Origin of the sequence: uncultured Ellagibacter sp. (assembly GCF_934636505.1) — a bacterium.
GTDB lineage: Bacteria > Actinomycetota > Coriobacteriia > Coriobacteriales > Eggerthellaceae > Ellagibacter.
The window spans coordinates 1-23,757 of sequence record NZ_CAKUAL010000001.1; the positions used below are offsets into that span (position 1 = coordinate 1).

A 23,757-nucleotide genomic window follows, 5' to 3' on the forward strand; every position below is an offset into this window, starting at 1 on the left:
TCCGGCCACAAGATGATGGCGGGCACGGGGATCGGCGCGCTTTGCGGCACGCGCGAGGCGCTCGAGATGCTCGCTCCCCGTGATTTCGGCGGCGAGATGGTGGGGAAGGTGACGCAAGCGCAGACCACCTGGGAAGAGCTTCCCCTGCGCCTAGAGGCGGGCACACCGAACTACGTCGGTGCGATCGCGCTCGGCGCGGCGTGCGACTACCTGAGCAGCTTGGGTCGCGAGGACATCGCGGCGTATGAGTCCGACCTGGTCAGCCATGCAGTTAGCGCTCTCGGGGAAATCGAGGGACTTCATATCGCGGGCTCGCCGAAGGAGCGCGCGGGTCTCGTCTCGTTCACGATCGACGGGGTGCACCCGCTCGATCTGTGCACGCTTATCGACGCGCGCGGTGTCGCCCTGCGCAGCGGCCACAACTGCGCACAGCCCGTGCTCGATTGGCTGGGAACGAGCAGCGTGGCGCGACTGTCGCCGGCATTCTACAACACGACGGCCGAAATCGACTTTGCCGCGAGCCAGATAGACCGTGCCGCGCAGATGCTCCGAGCCGCACGGTCTCGCAAGTAAAACTACAGCGCTCCGTCGCCGAACGAGATCGTGCCCGCCTCGCCATCGACGATGCGGCCGATCTTCCACGCCGCGCGCCCTGCGCGCCGCTCGAATTCCCGCTCGAAAACCTCTGCCTGGTCGGGAGGTATGGCTGCCAAGATGCCGCCCGAGGTCTGTGGGTCGCAGATCACCCCCATGCGGTTGTCGAACTCATCGTCGTCGAGCGCACCCTGCCGCACGTATTTCTCCGCGAGGTCCATGATGGAAAACGCTCGATTGGGACGGCAGTACGCGCACGAGAGCTCCCATACGCGATCGAAGGTGGGAATGGCGCCGAAGTCCAGCTCGGCCGCCACGTTTGACGCTTCGAGCATCTCGTGAAGGTGCCCCGCCAGTCCGAATCCCGTCACGTCGGTCGCCGCGTGGACGCCCGCCGCAACCATGGCCTCGCCGCCTGCGATGTTGAGCTCCATCATCGACTCGACGGCAGGTCGGAACTCCTCTTGGCTGATGAGCTCGTTTTTCACGGCGGCGCTCATGATGCCCGTGCCGATGCGCTTGGTGAGGTAGAGGACGTCTCCCGCGATCGCGCCGCCATTGCGTACGATTTTCCCAGGATCGACGGTGCCGAACACGCACAGGCCGTATTTCGGTTCCTCATCATCGATCGTGTGGCCGCCCGCCACGAACGCCCCCGCCGCATGCGCGGTGTCGGCGCCGCCGCGCAAAATCTCCCCCGCGACCTCGGCGCCGAGCTCGCTGTCGAGCGCGAGCAGGTTTAAGGCCACGTGGGGGCGGGCCCCCATCGCGAACACGTCGGAGAGCGCGTTCGCCGCCGCAACGCGCCCGAACTCGTACGGGTCGTCCACGACGGGCGTGAAGAAATCGACCGTGAGCACGGCTGCCGTCGTTTTATTGATTTCCCACACCGCCGCGTCGTCGCTCGTCTCGAACCCGAGGAGAAGTTTGTCCTTGTCGGGCAAATCGATTGCCGGCGAGAGGCAGTGCAGCGCATCTTCGAGGTCACCCGGACCCCACTTCGCCGCTCAACCGCCCTTGCTGGTGAGCTTCGTTAGCGCAACTTTTTCCTTCTCACTCATGGGCAATCTCCTTCCGAGTCGAATTCAGTATACCAGCGCCGTACGGGACGACGGCGTCCTTGCCTTCCCTCCGATGACGCTCCGCTCCTTTCCACCCGACGTCGCCGGGGGAGGCGTCGTCTATTCGAAAGCCCTGCCATTTCGCAATTGGGAAGGCATCGTCGCGGGGAATTTGCGCGCATCATTCCTCAAGGTTGATGAAAGAGGGAAAATCAACCCATTTCCGTGCCAGATTCAACCTGTCCATAAAGCGGGCTATTCTCTAATAGGATAGTGCAGGTCAATTCAACAATATCTTACAAAACCTTCACATTGCAAAAAATACTTTCTGAGCTTCCTTTGAAAATGTTGGAGAGAAAGATGCGTTAACCCAGGTCAAGTATCAGTTTGCAAAGGAAAGGCCGTTCCCCCGCCAAATAGTCCTTTTGCGGTCTCATTTGTTGAATTTGTGTCGACAAGTCTCGTACCATGAACAATCGACGAAAGGGCAGCGTATGCCCTGACGCGGTATAGACGAGGGAAGACGAGAATTTGGAAGGAGAGACGAGATTATGAACCTGACACGCAGGGGCTTCATGAAAGCCACCGGCGCAGCGTTCGCGACGAGCATGGCGTTCCAGTTGACGCAGCAGTCGCCTGCTTTGGCTGTTGAGTCGAACAGCGACTGGAAGCTCGTGAACACTGAAGAGTACACCAACATCTGCTGCTATTGCGCAGGCGGATGCGGTTCGCTTCTTTCGGTGCGCGACGGCGAGCTGATCAATCTCGAAGGTGACCCCGACCATCCCATCAACCAAGGTGGCTTGTGCCCGAAGGGCGCGGCCATGTTCCAGCTCCGCAACATTGTGGATCCGGAAACGCGCGAGGTCATCAAGAACCCCGATCGCGTTACTAAGCCGATGGTGCGCCGCCCCGGTGCTTCCGAGTGGGAAGACATCACCTGGGAGGACGCCGTCAAGGAAATCGCGCGCAAGGTTAAAGACACGCGCGACGCCACGTTTGAGGAAACCGACAAGAACGGCCTCACCGTGAACCGCACCCCGGCAATTGCCAGCCTGGGCGGTAGCCAAGAAAACTCCGAGGAGGAATACCTGATCCTCAAGATGATGCGATCGCTCGGCGTGATCGCCATCGACAATCAGGCGCGTGTTTGACACAGCCCCACCGTTGCCGGTCTGGCAGCATCATTTGGTCGCGGCTCTATGACGAGCCACTGGTGCGACTTCCAAAACACCGACGTCATCCTCCACTGCGGTTCCAACTCCGTTGAGAACCACCCGGTCAGCTCGCTGTGGCTTGGCAAGGCCCACGACCGCGGAGCGAAGTGGATCGTCGTCGATCCCCGCTATACCCGTACTGCTGAGCAGGCGGATATCTACTGCCCCATCCGCTCGGGCACGGACATCGCCTTCTACGGCGGCATGTATCACTGGATCATCGAGAACCTGATCGATCCGAATCTCGAGAAGTACCTCGCCACTGGTGAGATGGGCGACTACAACTACGAGTACCTGCTCAACTACACGAATGCGTCTTACCTGCTCGACCCCGAGTTCGACTTCGACATCGAAACCGGCCTCTACTCCGGTTGGGACGAGAAGACCAAGACCTATTCCAACCATTCTTGGCACTATCAGACCGAGAAGGAAGAGAACTGGGACACCTCCGCTTCGGGCGACTACGCCTGGGTTAAGAAGGACGGCGTTCCCGAGTTCACCACGCCGACGCTCACCCTCCCCAAGCGCGACATGACGCTTCAGGACCCGATGTGCGTCTACCAGCAGGTGAAGAAGCACTACGAGCGCTACACCCTCGACGCCGTGTGCGACATCTGCGGCATGGGCAAGGAAACGCTCGAGCTGGTGTACTCCACCTACGGTTCCACCGCAAAGCCCGGCCGCGCTGGCATGGTGCTCTACGCACTGGGCCAGACGCAGCACTCCTATGGCGCCCAGAACACGCGCGCCATGTGCGTTATGCAGCTGCTCCTCGGCAACATCGGCATCCCCGGCGGCGGTGTGAACGCTCTGCGCGGCGAGCCCAACGTTCAGGGTGCAACCGACATGGGCATGATGGTGAACGAGCATCCCGCTTACCTGAAGTGGGCAAACACCACCGATCGTTCCAGCTTGCGCAAGTGGCTGGAATCCCAGACGTATTCCGCCGGCTACTACACCAACAAGCCGAAGTTCATCGTGTCCTCCCTCAAGGAGTGGTTCGGCGATGCTGCAACCGTCGAGAACGACTACGGCTATGACTGGTGGCCGAAGGTTCCCTCCGAGAAGGGCGACCAGGACTACACGCATATCTCCACGTTCGAGCTCATGAAGCAGGGCGTCATCAAGGGCTACTTCAACTGGGGCATGAACCCCTGCCACTCGGCCCCGAACGCCGGCAACGTGCGCCGCTCGATGGCGAACCTCGATTGGCTCGTCGTGGCCGACCAGGTCGAAACCGAGTCGGCGGCCTTCTGGAAGGCTCCGGACATGAACCCGTCCGAGATCCAGACGACCGTGTACTTCCTCCCCTGCGCGCTCATCTACGAGAAGCCGGGCACTATCCTGAACTCCGGTCGTTGGCTGCAGTGGCGCTACCAGGCAGTCGAGCCGTGGGACCAGGCCAAGCCTGACCTCGAGATGTGCGACCTCCTGTGGACGGAAATCTGCCGTCTGTACAAGGAGGAAGGCGGTGCGAACCCCGACCCGATCCTCAACACGAAGTGGGATTACTACGTCAACGGCAAGATCGACTTCCGTCCGGTTTCCTGGGCGCTCAACGGCTACCGTACGGCCAATTCCGACTTCAAGGCGGGCAAGGTCGACCTGCTCAAGGGCTACTCAGAGCTCGGCGCCGACGGCTCCACCTCCTGCGCGATGTGGATCTACTCGGGCTTCTACAACAACAACGACGCGCCGCTCGATCCGGCCCAGCAGCCGATCGGTCGCCGCGACAACAACGACAAGTCGGGCCTTGGCCTGAACTCCAACTGGGCGTTCAGCTGGCCTTCCAACCGTCGTATCCTGTACAACCGCAACTCCTGCGACACCAAGGGCAAGCCGTGGAACCCCGACAAGAAGCTCATGGAGTGGGACGGCAGCAAGTGGGATCTGGTCGACCAGGGCGACTTCGTGTCCGCCAAGAACGGTCAGCCGGTTCCGCCGAACAACAACACGTTCTTCATGCTGTGGGAGCAGAACGCGCGTCTCGAATCCTACGGTATGGAAGACGGCCCGATGCCCGAGCACTACGAGCCGTTCGAGAGCCCGTTCGACAACGCGCTCAACGGTTCGCAGAACAACCCGATGATCAAGTTCACGGAATACGAGTCCACCGCCCATGGCGGAACCGACGAGTACCCGATCATCGCGACCACGTACTCCGTCACCGAGCATTGGCAGACCGGCGGTCAGAGCCGCTCCTGCCCGGCGCTCGTGGAGGCTATGCCGTCGCAGTTCTGCGAGATGTCCGAGGAGTTCGCCGCTGAGAAGGGCATCAAGCCCGGCGACAAGGTTCGCGTGTGGAACAAGCGCGGCTCCGTCGTGGTCGACGCCTACGTCACCAAGCGTCTGAAGCCGTTCACGATCCACGGCAAGACGCAGCATCAGGTGGGCCTCACGCATCACTTCGGCTGGACGCACCTGTACGGCACGGGCGACACCGTAAACGACCTGACCCCGAACGTCGGCGACCCGAACACCATGGTGCCCGAGTACAAAGCGTTCCTCGTCAACATCGAGAAAGCATAAGGAGGGGGTAAGACATGACTGAAATGGCTATTCTTTACGACACCTCCCTGTGCACGAACTGCAAGGGCTGCCAGGTTGCCTGCAAGGTGTGGAATAACCTGCCGTCCCCGATCGGCACCAACGAGAACAAGTTCTCCGGTTCGCTTCAGAACCCGGCAGACCTGAACGGCAACACGCGTCTGATTCAGACGTTCCAGGAGCGCGACGCGGTTCGCGGGCAGAAGCCCGTCGACTGGATCTTCAACCGTCGTTCCTGCCAGCACTGCACCGAGGCCCCTTGCGCCACGGTGTGCCCCGCTGGTGCCATCACGAAGGACGAGGACACCGGATTCGTCCACGTCGACGACTCCAAGTGCGTCGGCTGCCATTACTGCGAAGGCGTGTGCCCGTTCGATGTGCCGCGCTACCGCACCGAGGGTATCCGCGACTACGTTAACAAGTGCACCGGCTGCCCGGATCGCGTGGCTCAGGGTATGGACCCGGCCTGCGTTTCCACCTGCCAGCCCAACGCACTTCGCTTCGGGCCGCGCGACGAGATGCTCGAGCTTGCCCAGGAGCGCCTTGAGATCCTGAAGGGCCGCGGCTACGAGGACGCCGAGATCTACGGCGCCAACGAGATGGGCGGTCTGCATGTGGTCTCCGTGCTGAAGTACGGGCGCGAGGCCACGGGCCTTCCGGCCAACCCGTCCGCTCCGGCAACGGTGGGCATGACCCGCGTCATGAAGCCCGTCACGGGCGTCGTCACCGGCCTCACGGTTGTGGGCCTCGCGGCGATGTTCGCTCTGGGCGTGGGCTACAAGCGCGACAAGCTCGTGTACAACCCCGAGACCGAGGACACCGTCAGCCTGATCACCGGCGACGTCGTCAAGCACGGCGACGCTCAGGACGAGAAGTCCATCAAGGAGCACATCCTCGAGAATCATCCATTCGGCATCGGGAAGGGAGGCAGCGATGAGTAACGAAGCAGTGAACGTTTCTCCTGAGCAGCTTGCCGCTGACAAGCAGTTCCTCAAAGATCGCGAAGCCGCTGGAACCGAGCGCTACATCAAGCGCCACTCGCTGCAGGCTCGTTTGACGCATGGCATCGCAGTTATCGCCTGCATCCTTTTGTGCCTGAGCGGTTGCTTCGTGTTCATTCCGCCTCTGGCCCAGATGGTGGGCTCCGACGTCGTGTTCGTCTTCCGCATGGTGCACCGTGTGTGCGGCATCATCTTCGTCGTGGTTCCGCTGTTCAGCGCTATCGCCTCGCCGAAGGGCGTTGGCCACATCTTTAAGAACCTCTTTGCGAAGTGGACCTCCGACGACAAGAAGTGGATGGCGCTGTTCTTCCCCTACCTGTTCCTGGCAAAGTGGATTCACATGCCCGATCAGGACGAGGTGAAGTCCGGCCAGCGCTTCGCCGACGGCATGCTTTGGCTGTTTGGCCTGCTCATGGCTGTTACCGGTGTTATCCTGCTCATCGGCGAGCTGGGTCTTGCTCTCGGCACGACGGTTCATGGCGTCCTGCTGTTCCTGCATGACTTCGGCTTCCTGATGATCGCCGTGTTCGGCTTGGCTCACATCTTCCTGGGTGCGGGCATCTTCCAGCCGTATCGCGGCACCCACAAGCTCATGTTCGGCAACGGCATGGTTTCCGAGTCCGACGCGATCTACCACTGGGGCCACTGGGCTCGCAAGGAGATTACCGAGGGCAAGAACGTGGTTGAGAAGCCTGCAGCCAAGTAACTGATTCTGCCGGCCATTGCGGCTGGTGGAAAGCTTGATTCGGTGGACCCATCCGACAATCTCGGGTGGGTCCCCGTTCTCTGTGGAGATAAATGGCTCGCTATTTGCCCGCCTCGCGTCAAACGCTTGGGTTGGGGCGAAGCAGGCAAATACGATCGACGAGAAAGGCGTGAACATGAACAACAAGGCTGCCAAGCTTGCGGCGGAGCATTATGGGAAAACGCTCGATGGGGTCGAAGTCTCGCGCATCGATTTCTTCATGAGCCTGTGGGCGGCACTCGATGGCGCCGATGCAGCGGGGCAGACTGCTGCGGGCTATGAGGTGCCTCCTGCGGAGCGCGTGGCCGCGCTTTCCGAGGCGGAGATTCCCGTGTTCTCGAACGCCCCTGTGGAAATCGACGCCGAGGCGCTTGCTCGCGGAATGTCCGCGGTCATCGCCCGCGCTGCCGAGCTGGGCGGGTTCGACGACGAGATGGCTGCTGCGCTTACGGGCGTCAACTGGGATGACGTCATTGCGGCAAGCGATGTCGCCTTGGCAGGAAAGAAACCGATGGAATATCTGGCCGCATTCGCCGAGCAGCTGGTGGACGGCGGCATGACCGAGCTTCAGGCGCAGATGGGCCAGCTGTTCGCGTCGCTCGCGCTTCGTTGGCAGCTTGAGGGCCCTGCTGAGGCGGTGGCCCGCGCTCGCAAGAAGGCGAAGGTGTTCTACGACCATCAGATGCACTGCCCCGCATGCGGCGGCGATGCGACGCTCGCGCGCGTGGGCGAGGGCGGATCGGGCGACGGCCGCAACAAGACCTTGTGGTGCGCGCAGTGCGGAACGAGCTGGGAATTCGATCGCATCCGCTGTCCTCGCTGCGGCACGCGCAACCAGGGAAACCTGCACTACTTCAACATCGAGGGTGACGAAGGCCATCGTATCGGCACGTGCGACGAGTGCGGCAGCTATATCCGCACGCGCTTTGCAGGCGAAGGCGACAACGCGCCATATTCTCCCGAGGTCGAAGACGTCGTGATGGCTCGCCTCGACGCTGTGGCTATGGACCCCTCCTTTGCGGGCGGGTCGGCCAAGCGCACGGGCGAATAGGCGAGCAAACAGGCGAATAGTCGAGCGAACCGCGGGTGATGTGAGCTTTCTTCTCGCTGACGTGGGGTCTCATTCAAGGGCGTCGACATTGTCGGCGCCCTCGTTATTTCCCTGACGACGGTCCACCCAGAGATGCCTTGGCGTCAAAATGAAGTCACCAAAACCCCTCTCGATTCTGCCTTGCTCGTATTGAATCGTCGAAACCACGCAGGTGCGGCCTGGTTCCCCTATACTGATGCTCATCTCACAAACTTACAAGAAGGCGAGTTACACATGATCGAAGTGCTTTGGCACGGTCGCGGCGGGCAGGGGGCCTTCACAGCGGCACGGCTTTTGGGCGCGGCGTCCTCGTTCGCCGACGGCTCCTATGCGTTGGCGTTTCCCTCGTTCGGCCCCGAGCGTCGCGGCGCTCCTATGCGCGCGTTCACCAAGATGTCGCGCAAGCCGATTGGCGATCGCAGTGCGGTGAACAGGGCGAACTACGTTATCTACCTCGACGATACGCTGCTTGGCGAAGGTTGGGAGGACGAGCTGCTTCCTGATGGGAAAGTCATCGTGAACTCGGTGCGCTCGTTCGACGATCCGCGCATCGTCGCCATCGACGCAAACGGCATCTCTCAAGAAATTCTCGGCCGGCCGATTCCCAACACGGCGCTTCTCGGTGCGCTGTGCTCAGTGTGCGACTATGTGAGCGTCGACGACGTGAAGCGAGCCATCGAGGGCTATATGCCCGCGAAGCTGCACGAGAAGAACAAGCGCGTAGTCGATGCGGCGCTTGAGGCGGTGGGGAAAACTCGCGCAGCGGGAGTGGTCGCAAATACCGACGAGTCCACCGAATCCCAGGTCGGCGACTCTGTTTCACGTGAAACGGCCAAGGGGGAGTCTGCTCTTGCGCCCGCTTCCCGCGGCGAAGCGCTCATTCCCACGCTGCAAACCGCTGCGCTCGATCCCGCCGACTTCGCCCATACTACCTGCTACGACGGCGGTTACCTCGTGGCGAAGAACGCAGGCTGGCGCAATATGCGTCCGGTGCTCGATGCCGGGAAATGCACGGGCTGTCTGCAGTGTTACCTGTACTGCCCCGACGGCTGTGTCTTCCGTCCTGCGCGGCATGCGACCGATGCAGCGGGCGCGGCAGCCGTGGCCATCGATTATGATTTCTGCAAGGGGTGCGGCGTGTGCGTCGAGGTGTGCCGCTTCGGCGCGCTTGCCATGGTCCACGAAAGCGAGGGCGATGAGCGATGAAACGTTTCCTTTCAGGCGACGAGGCCTTCGCCGAAGGCGTTCGTCTCGCGAAGCCGCAGGTGATTTCCGCCTATCCCATCACGCCGCAGACCGTCGTCGTCGAGCGTCTTTCCGAGATGGTGGAAGAAGGCTCGCTCAAGGCGGAATACGTGCATGTGGAATCCGAGCATTCTGCCCTTTCCTGCGCGATGGGCGCATCGGCCACGGGCGCGCGCACGTTTACGGCGACCTCGAGCCAGGGCCTTCTCTACATGGCGGAGGTCCTCACCTACGCCGCGGGCGGGCGTTTTCCCATCGTGATGATGAACGCGAACCGCGCAACGGCGCTCCCGTGGAACATCTACGGCGATCAGCGCGATTCGCTGGCGCTGCTCGACCATGGGTGGATCCAGGCGTATGCGGAAAACAACCAGGAGGCGCTTGACCTGGCGCTTATGGCATATGCGGTGGCTGAAGACCCCGCGGTGCTCACCCCGTTCATGGTGAACCTGGACGGGTTTGCGCTTACCCACACCTACGAGACGGTCGATGTGCCGGCCGAGGAAGACGCCGATGCGTTCTTGCCGCCGTATCAGGCGACGAACTGCTTCGACTTCGAGCATCCGAAGAATATCGGATATTCCGCCGGCCCCGACTACAACCGCTACTTCAAATACTACGAGCACAGAGACATGCTCGGCGCATTCGAGGCGATCGATCGCGCGGAAGCGCGCTTTGCGGAATGCTTCGGTCGTGCGTATACAGGCCCCATCGAAGTGGTGAGCTGCGACGATGCTGAAGCCGTTCTTGTGACGCTGGGCTCGATCGCGGGGCTTGCGCGCGAGTCGGTCGCAAGGCTGCGCGCGCAGGGCAAGCGCGTGGGCCTTCTGCGCGTCCGCTACATGCGTCCCTTCCCTGCAACCCTCATCGCCAAGGCGCTTACGGGTGCGGCGGCGGTCGGCGTGCTGGAGAAGGACATCTCCTTCGGGGCTGAGGGCACGGTGTTCACGAACGTGAATTCCGCGCTCCAGCAAGCGGGGTGCATGGTGCCGACGTTCAACTTCATCGGCGGCCTCGGCGGTGACGACATCACGAGTGCCCAGATGGACGCCATGTTCGACGCGCTGCTCGATAGTGCGGGCGAGCGAGGGCGCGATGATACTGCCGCCAGGCGGAGCTGCGACGATGCCTCTACCGGCCAGAGAGCTGGACTCGGCCGCGTGAGCTTCTTTGGGATAGACTTTCCCGTTGCGGACCAGCCTGCATGCGGCGACGATTGCGAAGAAGGTGCGCGATAATGGCGATGAATGCGAAGAACATGCCTGCTGACGAGCTGTTTTTCGGGCATAAGGCATGCGCTGGCTGCGGCGGCTCGCTTGCGGTCCGTGCAGCGCTGAAGGTGCTCGGTCCGAACGCGGTGGCGGCACTGCCCGCGGGTTGCATGAGCGCCGTCGGCTTCAACTTCCCCCAGCTGTGCTTTGCGAACAACGCGATGATCACGCCCTTTGCGGCCACGGCGGCCGTGCTCACGGGTATCGAGACCGGTTTGCGGGCTCAGGGGAAGAAGCCCGACGATTGCACGGTCGTCGGCTTTGCGGGCGACGGCGGCACGGCAGATATCGGCATCCAGGCGCTTTCGGGCGCGATCGATCGCAACGACGACGTCCTCTATATTTGCTACGACAATGAGGCGTACATGAACACGGGCATCCAGAAAAGCTCGCTCACCCCCTTCGGCGCTAAGACCACAACGACCCCCGCAGGGAAGAATGCCCACGGATGCCTCACGCAGAAGAAGAACGTGTTCGAGATTATCGCAGCTCACGGGCTTCCCTATGCCGCAACGGCGAGTGTCGGGTATATGAACGACTTCCTGAAAAAGCTCGAGCGCGCGAAGGGTATCCACGGTATGCGGTTCATTCACGTGATCGCGCCGTGCCCGACGGGGTGGGGTGCCCCTGAGTCGAAGATGGTCGACCTCGCTCGCGACGTGGTCGATTGCGGACTGTGGTATCTCGCCGAATACGAGGGCGAGCAGGAGAGCGGCGTTCCTGGTGGGAAGTTCACGCTCAACCGCAAGCCCCGCGAGTTCGCGAGCGTGCGCGATTACCTGAAGAGCCAAGGCCGCTTCCGTGCTCTTAGCGACGAGGAGATTTCCCTGGTCGAGCGCTCGCGCGATGCGAAGTGGGAAATGATCGAGCGCGATTGGGCTTAACGCTAGCCGTCAACTCCTCGTTGCGCTTCGTGTCGCTCGCCCTTGTCGACGATGTCGACCGACTCGATGTTTGAGGCGTCACCGCCTTCGACTCGGTACTCGGTGAGGCGCAGGTCCATGGTCTCGATATCGCTCGCTGGCTTTTTCAGCTGCACAACGAGGGTCGATCCTTCCTGGGTGATCGACTCGATTTCTTTCCCGGGAATCGACCCTCCTGAAAGCTGCACTTGAATCCAGCCGTCTTGCGGTTTCCAGCCGCTGCCAGGCATGGCCACGATGGCGCCGCCGGAAACCTGCATACACAATACGGGCAGGTCGTCGTCTTGCGTCCATGTCCATGTGGCTTTGGCGTCATCCGAGGCACTGCAGCCGAGTGCCGTTGCGGCCACGGCTGTGCATGCTGTCGTTACAAATGCCCTTCTCGTCATATGCTTTGCCATCGTCGCCTCCGTTTCGAGCGGCTTTCATTGGCTGTCATTGTCCCATATTTGGCACTGGGCCGTCGAGCGAGCCTTGCCGCAAAGGTGGTTTTGAAACCAATTTGCCACCCCATCCATATTCTCTTACGCCGAATTAAAGTAAGTGATATGCTGAATCATTTCGTCGCCTTACTAAACGATTGGTACGTGAATCAATGAAACAGCAGGTGGCGATAAAGAGCGAACAATATATTGAGGTAACTATTTACGATATTGTCATCCTGCAAATACCCAAAAAGTGCTAGTATGTTGAATTCGTAAAAACCGCATCTGGAAATGTCCCTCTATAACAGAGGGCTTGCCTATGACGAGAGGCAATTTTGACCAGCTAAATCTGCGGAGATAGTTAGGCTGCAAGCTTCATTCGAAGCCTAGGCTGACGGGGTGAGGAACATAAATAACACGATAAATCACATGAGAGAGGCTAAGAGCTCGGCCAATTGCACATCATGGGGCAACAAGGTTGTCTCTGTCGTGCTGTCTGCCATCTTGCTGGGTTTCGGCTGGCCTGCCGTGAATCCTGCCGAGGTGTATGCGGAAGATGGCGCTGCCAATGGTGGAGGGAGCTCCCAGCTTTCTGACGACGCTGCAAACCTTGCGGCGACGTTGGGTGGGGGCGACGATGCTCCCGCTCGCCCGAGCGGCGAATCCGTGGGAATCTCTTCTCCTGCGCTTGTGGGCGTGGAATCAGATATTGCGGGCGATAGCGGCGACTCCAACACCCCTTCAGCCACTAACAATGAATCCGGCAAGGCTGCTGATTCTTCCGCCGTCGCGGACGCCGCGGTTGCACAGTCCCTCTCTATCACCGGCGCCGACACCGTCGCGCAGTTCTCCACGATGCAGCTGACGGCAACGACGAGCCCCACAAATGCTGAGGGGACTTACGTCTGGTCCTCGAACAACGACAATATCCTTACGGTCGACCAAAGCGGAACGGTGACGGGCGTCCGCCAAGGCGCCGCGACGGTCACCTTGAACTATACGAGCCCAGACGGTGCCACCACGCTTACCGCGACGCACGACGTGACGGTCACCTCCCCCACGGCTGCAACCAATAGCGCCCTCTTCTATTACCTGAACAACCCCAACGGATCGCTCGATTCCACCAGCACAACCCAGTGGACCAGCCTTGGTAGCGGCAGCGTGAACCTCACCGGGCTCAGCAGCAGCAATTTTCCAAAGGACAACGGGAAGACCGCCGTCTTCGATCGCGTTTCCGATCGTGTGATCACCTGGCCCGATGGTTCCACGGGGGACGAGTACCAGGTTGCTCGCGGAAGCAGCGACTGGAACAATATTTTCAAGGCGTACAAATCGGTAATCGAAGGGATGCTGCCGGGCGTCACGGTGACCGATGAGGACGTGGAATCCATCTGCGTCAAGCCGTACAAGCTGACGAACAACAACGATGGCTATCACGTCGACTGCTCCGTGTCCATCACGTGCCGCAACCTGTTCAACGCCCGTTATTACGTCGATGATCCGACGACGCCGGGCGAGGGATTCCAGCTTGTCGCCTCGAAACTGACGTACCGCGAGGGTGATACCACCGACATCGCCGACTTCGCCGACGTGAGCCTTCCGCCTTCCAAGACGGTTGGCGGCATCGAGTATACCTTCAATGGTTGGTATACCGACCAAGCATTAACTCAGCAGGTGGAGCTCCCCTATACGGTAGACGGGAACGTGAACTTCTACGCCAAGTATCTTTCGGGGCGCCAGGTCATCTACGATTTGGCGGGCGGAAGCTGGAACAACAGCGACGCTCTCGTGCATGCTGCTCAGGAGGGCTCGACGCAGACGGTGAAAGCCGAGCCTACCCGCGTGGGGCACGAGTTCGCTGGCTGGATCGTTTCGGGACTCGATGGTGTGACGACGCTTGAAAGCGGCGCGAGCTTCACCATGCCCGATAACAACGTTACGCTTACAGCGACGTGGATTGAGTTGCCCGCCTGCAAGGTGAAATACCTGGAGAAGGGCACTGACAAGGAGCTATCTCCTTCTGACACGCTCTACGGGCACGCTGGCGATGTTGTGACGGCGGACGCGAAGGATGACATCGAGGGCTACCACCTGGTCGATCCGTCGCAAGCGTCCGGGAAGGCGACGCTCGTCGAAGGCGAGGCGCCCGAGATCGTCTTCTACTATGAGAAGGACGCTGCTGACTACCAGGTGAACTATTACCTCAACGGCACCGAGCAGAAGGTTGCAGACTCCGAGACGCTGAGCGCTCCGTGGGGGAGCGAAGTTGCGGCTTCCGACCTTGCGAAGGGCATCGACGGTTACACTGCAGTGCCTGGTCAGACGGCAACCGCAACCGTTGAGCTCGACGGCAGCACCGTCATCAACGTCTACTACTATCAGAACGTGACGCTCACGGCGAATTCCGCAACGAGGGAATACACGGGCGAGCAGCAGCGCGTCGAAGGCTACACCTGCGATGTTGCAGAGGCCACGTTCGCAGGTGTCTCGCTTCTCGGCGGCAGGGGCACCGATGCGGGCGACTATCCGTATGCCTTTGCTGCGGGAGCGGTCGGCACGGTGAGCGCCGATGGCAAGTACATTGTCGCGAAAACGAATGACGGCAAGCTTTTGATCAGCGCAAACTCCCAGCAGATCGTCGTCAAGATCAAGGGCAACACGGGCGGCGGGAAGTACGACGGCACGGAGCAGAGCGTCGAGGGCTACGCCGTCTCCTACGTGGTCGGCGGCGCTGCGAGCATCGACGCCCCCGCCGGCTTCGATGCGGGCGACATCTCATTCGCGGGCGCGGCGAAGGCGACGGGCGCCGACGCGGGCAGCTACCCCATGGGCCTCAAGGCGGGCGACTTCAGCTACGGCGGCAAGAACTTCTCGAACGTCAGCTTCGAGGTCGAGGACGGCCGCCTCGATATCTCGAAGCGCGCGCTGATCATCAAGCCCAAGGACGCCTCCCGGGTCTACAACGGCGAGGCGCTCACGGCGAGCGAGTGGGAGGTCGTCGAGGGCTCGCCCGACCAGTTCCTCGCAGGCCAGGGTATCGTCGATCCCGTGTTCTCCGGCTCGCAGACCGCGCCGGGGACGAGCGAGAGCTCCATCGTCGGGTGGGGCTACCAGGAGGGCACCAAGGCCGGCAACTACGAGATCCGCACCGAGAAGGGCACGCTGAACGTGACCTCGCGCGGCGCGACCGAGACCATCACGGTCGAGGCCAACTCGACGATGGCGACCTACGACGGCAAGAGCCACTCCGCCGTGGGCCTCAAAGCCACGGAGTTCGTCGTCGGCGGAAAGACATACACGGTCTCCGGCCTCTCCACCGAGGATCCTTCCGCGACCGATGCGGGCACCTACACCAACAACATCACCGGCACCGCCAAGGTGACCGATGCGGCGGGCAACGATGTGACGGGCGAGTTCGACGTCGAGGTCAAGGATGGCTCGCTCGCCATCGACCCAGCTGAGGTGATCATCAAGCCCAAGGACGCGAGCAAGCCCTACGACGGCACGTCGCTTGTGGCGAGCGAGTTCACGGCCACCGGCTTCGTCGGGGGCGATGGCATCACGGGCGTGACCTACGGCGGGTCGCAGCTCAACTTCGGGGAGAGCGAGAGCACCATCGCGGGGTTTGCGGCGGCTGGTTCCACTAAGCTCACCAACTACCGGATCACTTTGGGCAAGGGTAAGCTCGAGGTGACCGCCAACGCCGAGAGGGTCGTCGTCACCATCAGGGAGAACAGCGCGACGTTCCCCTACGATGGCGAGGCGAAGACCGTCGAGGGATACGAGGTCGCAAAGATTTCCTCCGCCCTCTACAAGGAGAGCGACTTCGCCTTCGCGGGCGACGCCGCGCACAAGGTCGCCACCGGCACCGACGCCGGCGATTACGACATGGGCCTCCTTGCCGGCGACTTCGAGAACAGGAGCGCTAACTTCTCGAACGTGGTATTCGAGATCGAGGACGGGCAGCTGCACATCGTCCCCGGCGAGATCGATAAGGACGCCGTCACGTGGGACGCCCACGACGTGCAGAAGGTCTACGACGGCGAGCCCCTTTCCGCCTACCGTGCGCGCGCCTGGGACAAGCGCGGCAACGAGCTCTCCGTCGAGTACAGCACCGACGGCGAGACCTGGGTGAGCGACCCCTCTAAGATCTCGCTGACGCATTTCGGCCATCTGGCCGTTAAGCTCCGCGCGACGGGCGCCAACTACGCGGCCGGCCAGTACGCGACGGGCTCCGAGAGCGTCGCCATCACGAAGCGTCTCGTCACGTTGGAGTCCGAGGGCGCGGACAAAACCTACGACGGCACGCCGCTCACCAACGGCGCCGTCAGCGTCACGCCAAAGGGCGAGGGGGTCGGCTTCGTCGACGGCGAGGGCGTGGCCCTCACCGTCACGGGCTCGCAAACCGATGTCGGCGAGAGCGACAACACCTTCGTCTTCTCGTTCAACGAGGGGACGAGCGGAGACGACTACCTGGTGACCGCGAAGTGCGGCAAGCTCAAGGTGGCCGCGAACGCCGCCGGGGTCGTCGTCAAGATCAAGGGCAACACGGGCGGCGGGAAGTACGACGGCACGGAGCACGTCGTCGAGGGCTACGCCGTCTCCTACGTGGTCGGCGGCGCCGCGAGCACCGACGCCCCCGCCGGCTTCGACGCGGGCGACATCTCGTTCGCGGGCGCGGCGAAGGCGGCGGGCACCGACGCGGGCAGCTACCCCATGGGCCTCAAGGCGGGCGACTTCAGCTACGGCGGCAAGAACTTCTCGAACGTCAGCTTCGAGGTGGAGGACGGCCGCCTTGTGATTGACCCTGCGACTCTCACTGTCACTACGCGCGGCGCGTCGAAGCCCTATGACGGCACAGCGCTCACGGCCCCGGGGGAGATTTCGGGCTTCGAGAACGGCGAGACCGCCAGCTTCGCCGCCAACGGCAGCCAGACGCTTGTGGGCGCGAGCGCCAATTCCTACGCCATCGCGTGGGACGGCACTGCTAAGGAATCGAACTACAACGTCGTGGAGGGCGCCATCGGTACCCTCGAGGTCACCCCGAGCCAGGTGGCAATCACCGTCACGCCGCGCGACGGCAGCAAGGTCTACGACGGCAAGCCGCTGACCAGCGCTGGTATCGACGTCAACGGTCTGCCTGCGGGCTTCACGCTCGAGGCCGCGACCAAGGGCACCATCACGGACGCCGGCGAGCTTCTGGCCGCGATCGACGCTTCCACCATTGTGATCAAGAATGCCGCCGGCGAGGACGTCACCGCCCAGTTCGCCAATGTGACGTGCGGGAAGGCCCCGCTCATCGTGACCAAGCGTCCCGTGACAGTAACTTCCGCGACGGATTCCAAGGTGTATGACGGTGCCGCGCTCACCAAGCACGAGGCAACGGTGACAGCTGGGTCGCTCGTCGAAGGCGAGAGCTTCGGCTACGACTTTACGGGCGAGCAGACGGCGGTTGGCTCCTCCGACAACACCTTCACCGTAAAAGCTGGCGCGAACACGAGCCTCGATAACTACGAGATTACCCAGGTGAGCGGCACGCTTACGGTTATCGCGTACACGCCGCCGGCACCTGGCCCTGGCACGGACGAGCCGACGCCCGGCCCTGGCAAGAATCCGTCGACGCCGAATGGCCCGACGAATTCTTCCGATGTGACGCCGTCGGGTTCGACGACGCCGGACGATATGGGTTCCGTCCCGACGGCAACCGATTCGAAGGCGACCACTACGCCGAAGAGCGCCGACAAGGCAACTTCCGGAAACGACGCTCAATCGGAAGAGAGGCAGAGCCCCGATAGCGCATCGGGCGCTGAGCAGCCGACGAGCTGCTGGGTGCATTGGCTCATGATTCTCGGTACCATCGCAACGTTGGTTTACGGCGCGGTCGTCTCGCTGCGCCGCCGCCGCATGACCGCCGCTCTCGACAAGGAGATGGACGCGGTCTTGTCGGGGGCCAAGGAAGGAAGTGACAAGTAATGAAGAAGAGCAACTGGATCGGCCTCGCCATCGCCGTGCTGATCGACGTATTCCTTCTGTGGCTGTGGTTCTTCTTGGGCTTCAATCGGGTTGATAGCCCGCTTGACCTGGTAATTTCTATCATCTGGCTGGTGGCTATCGTCGCGGTTGCCGCGGCTGTCAATCGCCTTGAACGCCAGCGCGAGAAACGGCTGCGCACCATCTACGTGTCGTCGACGGCAATCTTCAACAAGGAACGCGGCCTCGTGTCGCTCGGATCTGCTGCGGCGGCGCCGAGCGTCATGGAGCGCATCCTGAGGGATATGGAATACGGCTTCGACCTGAAGGAGCTGCCGAAGCCGGAGGAGTTCAACTGCCGCTACGTCGTGCAAACCGACGAGTACAAGGCGGCTGGCGGGGAAGGCGGCGAGCCGACCTGGAAGGGGACCGTTGTCGCGATCGACCGTGCGGCGGGCAACAGGGAGATGCCGTTCTCCTCGCGCGACGAGTTGGCGGCCGCCCTCTCGTAAGAGGTGCCGCCTTCCCGACCGCCTTGCCGTCTTCAGCGTGGCCCCCCTTCTTGCAGTTCCCGTAGAAAGCGATTGGTTCCTGCGCGTTTTGCCCGCAAAAGCGCTACCATGTGGCGTTGATTTCGAGAAAGTCACGAAGGGGACCCATGTTATCCGAACGAGTGCTCACTAACCTGGTCAAAGGCATCGCCAAGCAGCACCTTGACCTGCATCCGACCGACGAGAAGTTCTTCCCTGGCCCGAAGCCCGGCGAGAAGTACATGCTCTACATGCACGTGCCGTTTTGCCAGGTGCTTTGCCCGTATTGCAGCTTCAATCGCTATCCGTTCCGCGAGTCCGTTGCGCGTCCGTATTTTGAGAATATGCGCAAGGAAATGATGATGCTCAAGGACTTGGGCTACGACTTCGAGAGCCTCTACATCGGCGGCGGCACGCCGACCATCATGCTCGACGAGCTGTGCAAGACGATCGACCTTGCGCGCGACAACTTCAGCATCAAGGAAGTGTCGTCGGAGACCAACCCCAACCATCTCGTGCAGCCGTGGCTCAACGAGCTGAAGGGTCGCGTCCAGCGTCTGTCCGTCGGAGTGCAAAGCTTCAACAACGACCTGCTCAAGCAGATGGACCGCTACCACAAGTACGGTTCGGGCGAGGAAATCTTCGAACGCATCGGCGAGGCGGTTCCGTATTTCGACTCGCTCAACGTGGACATGATCTTCAACTTCCCCTCGCAAACTGAGGACATTCTCTTCAACGACTTGGAGAAGATCGTCGAATGCGGCGCGCGCCAGACCACGTTCTCGCCGCTCTACATCTCGTCCGCAACCACGCGCAAGATGGTTGAGACGCTCGGGCGCATGGATTACAACCGCGAGTACCGCTACTACCAGATTCTCGACGGCGTGCTTGCCGGCGGCGACCACCCGTTCTTCGAGCGCGACACCATCTGGACGTTCACGCGCCTGAATGACCAGGGGAAAAAGGACGTCGAGCTGCCGTTCGAGGAGTTGCAGGTATCCTACAACGAGTACCCGGCGATCGGTTCGGGCTCGATCACGCACTTGAACGGCTGCCTGTACGTGAACTCGTTCAGCCTGCAGGAATACAACGACGCCATCCAGGCGGGGCACATGTCGATTATGGGCAAGTCGGTCATGGCGAAGCGCGATTTGGAGCGTTACTACTTCCTTCTGCATCTCTACCAGCTGCATCTCGACAAGCGCGCGTTCGAGCGCGAATTCGGCGAGCCGCTTGAGCTGGCGCTGCCGATCGAGCTGGCGTTCATGCGCGCGAACAGGTCGTTCGCGATCGACAACGACGACGAGCTCACGTTGACGACGAAGGGTCGCTACCTGACCCTTGTCATGTATCGCCAGTTCCTTTCGGGCATGAACAACCTGCGCGACCAGGCGCGTGCGGCGCTTTCCGGTCCCGAGCGCGAGCTGCTCTTCGGGGACGGCGAGCCGGAAATCCAGATGGCGTGCTAGGGGCTTTCCTTCCTAGCGGAACAACCTTATAGCTGGAAGCGAAGCGGGCGATCGGGATGATCGCCCGCTTTTGGTTTCGGGTTAGATTTGCTTCCTGCCGCCGATGCGGGGGCTCGGCCTTGTGGCGTTTGCGTCGTCCCAGGTCCGGCTCGCAACAAGTGAGCCTGCTCGTGCCTTCTAGCGGTTTTGCAGGTAGCGCATGAGGATGGTCGCCGCCTCCGCGCGCGTCGCGTTGTCGATCGGGTTGAGCCATGCCTTGTTGCTCGCGTCGATCTTGCCGGAGATGATTCCCTTGTCGACAGTCCAGCTCAGAGCCGTTTTCGCCCATGAGTCGACCGCGCTGGCGTCGGGGAACTGCCCGAGCTTCACGCCGTCGCTCGTGGGATTCTTCCCGTCCATCCGCTTGGCGAAGTTTGCCAGCATGACAGCGATTTCCTCGCGCGTGATGGATGCGTCGGGGCGAAAGTCGTTGCTGTCGCCGTAGCCCTTCACGATCTCGGTCGCGCGCGCCCATCGGATGGCGTTTCCGTAATAGTTGTCGTAGTCGACGTCGGAGAACGCGAGTGTGGACATGTCCGCCTGCGGGGAGCCCTGAAGCCGCCACAGCATGGTGATGAGCTGCCCGCGCGAAAGCGTGTCGTTGGGTCCGAACGTGCCGTTGTCGTAGCCTTTCATGATGCCGCGGCTCGACACGTACTCGACGGCCTGCAAATACCAAGCGCCGTCTTCCAAATCGCTGAACGCCTTGTTGGGCTCGGGCGTCGGGGTGGCGGAGCCACCGGGCGTCGGCGTCGGGTTGCTGGGGTCGGGCTTGCTGTCGAGGTAGGCGAGGCAGTCGGCGAGCTCGTTTCGGTAGCGATTCTGGTAGCTGGACACGTATTGGCTGTTCACGTAAGGCAGCTCCGCCACGTGGTCGACGATGTAGTTGCACAGCGTGGTGACGAACTCGCGGTCGCTCATCGTGCCGGAGAGTCCCGCGCCGTCGTAGTGCTTCCCGTAGAGCGTGCCGCCGACGAAGAACTGCATGCCGCCCGATCCAAACAGGTTGCAAATGCCGCTGACCAGGCCTTTCACGCAATCGCTTCGGCTGTCCATATTGAAGTTGTGCGCGCTGTTGTTGCATAGGCGCAGCGCGTACTCGACGTATTCCTGGTAGAACCAGCCGTCCTGCAGGCGCGAGAATTCCTCGGGATTCGCCTGGTACGCGGCGGACCACGAATCGTTTAGCCTCTTCCCCGTGTCGGTTAAGGCCTTCTTGCTCGAGTCGTAGAGTTTCACGTTCGAGATGTCCACGCTTGCGTCCTTCAGCCACGCGAACATGGAGTAGCGCGTCGGGCTGTAGTTGTAACAGGCGACGAGGAAATCCTGCAGGCCGAAGCGGTTGTCGAACTGGTAGCAGCCCATGGCGTGGTAGTTGTCGCCTGCGGAGAGGAGCATGTCATAGCCCTCGCCGCTCGTGAGCCTGTTGCCGCTCTCGTATTTCGTGAAGTAGAGGAATTCGTCGGAGAACGCGTCGTGCGGTGCGACGGTCGCGTTGAGGTTGACGCTTTGCAGGGTGATGCCCTCATCTTCTGCCTGGACAAATGCCTGCCTGTCGATGGGGATGCGGGTGGACGCAGGGGACGGGGCGCCCTCGCTTGCGGCCAAGGTCGAGCCGGCGTTCTCGTCACAAAGGGAATTCGCCTGTTGCTCAGGGGAAGGCGAGGCGGTCGCGCTGTCTTCTTGAGCAAACGCCATGGCGGGCATGCACCCGGTAACAAGGGCGAGCGCGCACGTGAAGGAGATAATCTTCGTCCGTAGGTCGGTCATGGGGTCCTCGTTTCGTTTAGGCTGCGTTTGTGGGTAACGTGACGTGACCGTGTTTCCCCTGATTGTAGCGTAGGCTTTCTCCGTGCGCGCGCTTATCGCCGTCATTTTTCGAAATCATAGGCAAAAATGCAAGCGATGTTGCCATATATCGCGAATCGCAATATACTGCGTATTGCAATATATGGCGAAAAGAGGTTCTCATGGGAAAGGTTGCGAGTGCGGAAGCGGCAGGGAGCATCATTAGACGGGTTCGCGAGGAGCGCGGAATCTCTCGGGCTTTTCTAGCGAAGCAGACAGGTATAGGGGCTCGCACTATCTATGCTCTTGAACAGGGGGAAAGCGAAAACTTCGGATTGGGGAACTACTTGAAGCTGCTTGATGTCCTCGAGATGAACATGTCGGTCGATCTTGATAAGCCGCTTAAACCGCCGACTGCTCTCGAGCCGTCGATTGAACTTCCCGAACTGAAAATGGCTGACATCTGGAGCCTCGACGGGAGTGGCGAAAAATGACGGCAGCATACAGCTATCTAGACGTATATATTGCGGGCGTCTTCAGCGGAAAGCTCGCCGAGGACGGCCACGGCGGATTATCGTTCGAATACGACTTGAAGTATCAAGGGGTTCCCCTGTCGCTGTCGATGCCAGTCGGACTTCAGAGGAATGGCGATCGGGTCGTCCGTCCGTATCTTATGGGGCTTCTTCCTGATGAACAGAGCACGCGGAACGCAATCGGCCTTCGGTATGGGATATCCCCGAACAACCCATTTCGCCTGCTCAGCGCTATTGGGCTTGATTGTCCAGGCGCTGTTCAGGTTTGCCAGCGAGGGGCAACCTTGCCCTCGGAAGACGATCGGCGCGATTTGACGCCGCTAATCGACGAGGATGTTGAAGAGAAGCTTGCTGCTGTGCGGAGGAATGCTGCTGCCGCATGGATTGACGGATCGGAAACGGAGGGCCGCTGGTCACTTGCGGGCTGCCAGGCTAAATTCACTTTGCGCGAACAAGATGGCAAGTGGTTCGATTGTTCGGGCGCGGCGGCCTCGACGCATATCGTAAAGCCAGGGGTGGCTGGAATGAACAACCAGGCACTTGTCGAGTTTGCTTCGATGCGAGCGGCTGCGAAAGTCGGCTTGCCCGCGGCTGAAGTGGATTTCTGCATGTTCGGCAGCGAACCTGCTGTTGTGATAAAGCGCTACGATCGCGTGCGAGACGAGAAGGGACGCGTTCTGCGAATCCATCAAGAAGATCTTTGCCAGGCGCTCGCCGTTATGCCCGACGCAAAATATGCCGAGCAGGGAGGGCCGACGACGCCACAGATAATCGACTTGCTAAAGGCGACGGGGAAGAATGCACGGGAAAACGTCTACCGCTTCATTCTCTTTACCTTCTTCAACTATCTCATTGGCGCAACGGATGCGCATGCAAAAAATCACTCGCTCATGTTTCTCTCTCCCGATGACGTGAGAATTGCACCCCTCTATGACGTTGCGTCGATCGCCCCTTATCGTTCTTTGGCGCCATCGAAGCGGAAGCCTTTGCGCGCTGCGTTGCCTATTGGCGGCGAAAACAGGTTTGGAATGCTCGGTGCGAAAAACGTGAGGAAGATGGTCGCGGATTGCGAGCTTGAGGAGATCGGCCTCGATTCGGATTTGCTTTGCGGAAGGCTTGCGACTATGGCAGAGCTTGCTCCTAGGGCGTTGCGCGAAGTCGCGTCCGAAGCGCGTGGCGAAGATTTTCGGGATGCGGAAGATGTCCTGACTTCGCTGGAGGACGAAGTTGCACAAAACTGCGCGCGAGTTCTTGAGAGAATGTGACGGGCGCCTTTTCGGCACGATTGTTATTTCGAGGGTCGAGCAGC

Annotated in this window: 16 protein-coding genes; 13 read left to right on the forward strand and 3 right to left on the reverse strand. The window is 61.1% G+C overall.

Going from position 1 to position 23,757, the window contains the following annotated elements; genetic code table 11:
• Positions 1 to 573, forward strand: a 573-nt coding sequence (locus Q0G18_RS00005; RefSeq protein ID WP_297148276.1) for an aminotransferase class V-fold PLP-dependent enzyme, incomplete at its 5' end; no start/stop codon positions are given.
• 2 nt (positions 574 to 575) lie between these two features.
• On the opposite strand, the gene selD is transcribed toward Q0G18_RS00005, so the two are convergent.
• Entirely contained in the window at positions 576 to 1,655 is a 1,080-nt protein-coding gene (selD, locus tag Q0G18_RS00010) for a selenide, water dikinase SelD (protein WP_297148278.1), read from the reverse strand.
• Between the two features lie 551 nt (positions 1,656 to 2,206).
• Between selD and Q0G18_RS00020 the strand changes: the two genes are divergently transcribed.
• The 7 genes from Q0G18_RS00020 (at position 2,207) to Q0G18_RS00050 (ending at position 11,655) form a co-directional block, all read left to right on the forward strand.
• Positions 2,207 to 5,401 (forward strand): molybdopterin-dependent oxidoreductase, encoded by a 3,195-nt coding sequence (locus Q0G18_RS00020; protein WP_331270602.1) that lies wholly within the window; start codon positions 2,207 to 2,209, stop codon positions 5,399 to 5,401.
• 14 nt (positions 5,402 to 5,415) lie between these two features.
• Entirely contained in the window at positions 5,416 to 6,360 is a 945-nt protein-coding gene (locus Q0G18_RS00025) for a 4Fe-4S dicluster domain-containing protein (RefSeq protein WP_297148284.1), read from the forward strand.
• Entirely contained in the window at positions 6,353 to 7,126 is a 774-nt protein-coding gene (locus tag Q0G18_RS00030; protein ID WP_297148286.1) for a cytochrome b/b6 domain-containing protein, read from the forward strand. The genes Q0G18_RS00025 and Q0G18_RS00030 overlap by 8 nt, the downstream gene beginning before the upstream one ends.
• Positions 7,127 to 7,301: 175 nt before the next feature.
• Complete coding sequence (locus Q0G18_RS00035; protein WP_297148289.1) at positions 7,302 to 8,216, forward strand: formate dehydrogenase accessory protein FdhE; 915 nt, start codon at positions 7,302 to 7,304, stop codon at positions 8,214 to 8,216.
• A gap of 273 nt (positions 8,217 to 8,489) precedes the next feature.
• Positions 8,490 to 9,461: a 2-oxoacid:acceptor oxidoreductase family protein gene (locus Q0G18_RS00040; protein WP_297148291.1), complete on the forward strand. Its 972-nt coding sequence runs from the start codon at positions 8,490 to 8,492 to the stop codon at positions 9,459 to 9,461.
• Positions 9,458 to 10,738, forward strand: a complete 1,281-nt coding sequence (gene porA / locus Q0G18_RS00045) for a pyruvate ferredoxin oxidoreductase (RefSeq protein WP_297148293.1) — start codon at positions 9,458 to 9,460, stop codon at positions 10,736 to 10,738. The genes Q0G18_RS00040 and porA overlap by 4 nt, the downstream gene beginning before the upstream one ends.
• On the forward strand, positions 10,738 to 11,655 hold the full coding sequence (locus tag Q0G18_RS00050; protein ID WP_297148295.1) for a thiamine pyrophosphate-dependent enzyme: 918 nt from the start codon (positions 10,738 to 10,740) through the stop codon (positions 11,653 to 11,655). The genes porA and Q0G18_RS00050 overlap by 1 nt, the downstream gene beginning before the upstream one ends.
• A gap of 2 nt (positions 11,656 to 11,657) precedes the next feature.
• Here the strand turns inward: Q0G18_RS00050 and Q0G18_RS00055 are convergent, their stop codons facing one another.
• Positions 11,658 to 12,095: a hypothetical protein gene (locus tag Q0G18_RS00055; protein WP_297148298.1), complete on the reverse strand. Its 438-nt coding sequence runs from the start codon at positions 12,093 to 12,095 to the stop codon at positions 11,658 to 11,660.
• A 453-nt stretch (positions 12,096 to 12,548) separates the two neighbouring features.
• On the opposite strand from Q0G18_RS00055, the gene Q0G18_RS00060 reads away from it, so the two are divergent.
• The 3 genes from Q0G18_RS00060 to Q0G18_RS00070 all read left to right on the forward strand — a co-directional run bounded on the left by Q0G18_RS00060 (position 12,549) and on the right by Q0G18_RS00070 (position 20,088).
• A complete protein-coding gene (locus tag Q0G18_RS00060) occupies positions 12,549 to 18,092 on the forward strand; it encodes an InlB B-repeat-containing protein (RefSeq protein WP_297148300.1) in 5,544 nt (1,847 codons plus the stop codon).
• Positions 18,092 to 18,601, forward strand: coding sequence for a hypothetical protein (locus tag Q0G18_RS00065; protein WP_297148302.1), 510 nt, complete (start codon positions 18,092 to 18,094; stop codon positions 18,599 to 18,601). The genes Q0G18_RS00060 and Q0G18_RS00065 overlap by 1 nt, the downstream gene beginning before the upstream one ends.
• A 146-nt stretch (positions 18,602 to 18,747) precedes the next feature.
• A complete protein-coding gene (locus tag Q0G18_RS00070; RefSeq protein ID WP_297148304.1) occupies positions 18,748 to 20,088 on the forward strand; it encodes a coproporphyrinogen III oxidase family protein in 1,341 nt (446 codons plus the stop codon).
• Between the two features lie 177 nt (positions 20,089 to 20,265).
• On the opposite strand, the gene Q0G18_RS00075 is transcribed toward Q0G18_RS00070, so the two are convergent.
• Positions 20,266 to 21,897: an S-layer homology domain-containing protein gene (locus Q0G18_RS00075; protein ID WP_297148306.1), complete on the reverse strand. Its 1,632-nt coding sequence runs from the start codon at positions 21,895 to 21,897 to the stop codon at positions 20,266 to 20,268.
• Between the two features lie 200 nt (positions 21,898 to 22,097).
• Here Q0G18_RS00075 and Q0G18_RS00080 point away from each other — a divergent pair, with 200 nt between their 5' ends.
• Complete coding sequence (locus Q0G18_RS00080) at positions 22,098 to 22,409, forward strand: helix-turn-helix transcriptional regulator (protein ID WP_297148308.1); 312 nt, start codon at positions 22,098 to 22,100, stop codon at positions 22,407 to 22,409.
• Positions 22,406 to 23,713: a HipA domain-containing protein gene (locus tag Q0G18_RS00085; RefSeq protein WP_297148310.1), complete on the forward strand. Its 1,308-nt coding sequence runs from the start codon at positions 22,406 to 22,408 to the stop codon at positions 23,711 to 23,713. Before Q0G18_RS00080 ends, Q0G18_RS00085 begins: the two co-directional genes overlap by 4 nt.
• The last annotated feature ends 44 nt before the right edge of the window (positions 23,714 to 23,757 follow it).

What these genes read in the sequence shown, in the direction of transcription:
- Q0G18_RS00030 (WP_297148286.1), top strand. Translation starts at nt 6,353, where the DNA reads ATGAGTAACGAAGCAGTGAACGTTTCTCCTGAGCAGCTTGCCGCTGAC.
- Q0G18_RS00085 (WP_297148310.1), top strand. Translation starts at nt 22,406, where the DNA reads ATGACGGCAGCATACAGCTATCTAGACGTATATATTGCGGGCGTCTTC.
- Q0G18_RS00065 (WP_297148302.1), top strand. Translation starts at nt 18,092, where the DNA reads ATGAAGAAGAGCAACTGGATCGGCCTCGCCATCGCCGTGCTGATCGAC.
- Q0G18_RS00025 (WP_297148284.1), top strand. Translation starts at nt 5,416, where the DNA reads ATGACTGAAATGGCTATTCTTTACGACACCTCCCTGTGCACGAACTGC.
- Q0G18_RS00070 (WP_297148304.1), top strand. Translation starts at nt 18,748, where the DNA reads ATGTTATCCGAACGAGTGCTCACTAACCTGGTCAAAGGCATCGCCAAG.
- Q0G18_RS00035 (WP_297148289.1), top strand. Translation starts at nt 7,302, where the DNA reads ATGAACAACAAGGCTGCCAAGCTTGCGGCGGAGCATTATGGGAAAACG.
- Q0G18_RS00075 (WP_297148306.1), bottom strand. Translation starts at nt 21,897, where the DNA reads ATGACCGACCTACGGACGAAGATTATCTCCTTCACGTGCGCGCTCGCC.
- porA (WP_297148293.1), top strand. Translation starts at nt 9,458, where the DNA reads ATGAAACGTTTCCTTTCAGGCGACGAGGCCTTCGCCGAAGGCGTTCGT.
- Q0G18_RS00050 (WP_297148295.1), top strand. Translation starts at nt 10,738, where the DNA reads ATGGCGATGAATGCGAAGAACATGCCTGCTGACGAGCTGTTTTTCGGG.
- Q0G18_RS00060 (WP_297148300.1), top strand. Translation starts at nt 12,549, where the DNA reads ATGAGAGAGGCTAAGAGCTCGGCCAATTGCACATCATGGGGCAACAAG.
- Q0G18_RS00055 (WP_297148298.1), bottom strand. Translation starts at nt 12,095, where the DNA reads ATGGCAAAGCATATGACGAGAAGGGCATTTGTAACGACAGCATGCACA.
- Q0G18_RS00080 (WP_297148308.1), top strand. Translation starts at nt 22,098, where the DNA reads ATGGGAAAGGTTGCGAGTGCGGAAGCGGCAGGGAGCATCATTAGACGG.
- Q0G18_RS00040 (WP_297148291.1), top strand. Translation starts at nt 8,490, where the DNA reads ATGATCGAAGTGCTTTGGCACGGTCGCGGCGGGCAGGGGGCCTTCACA.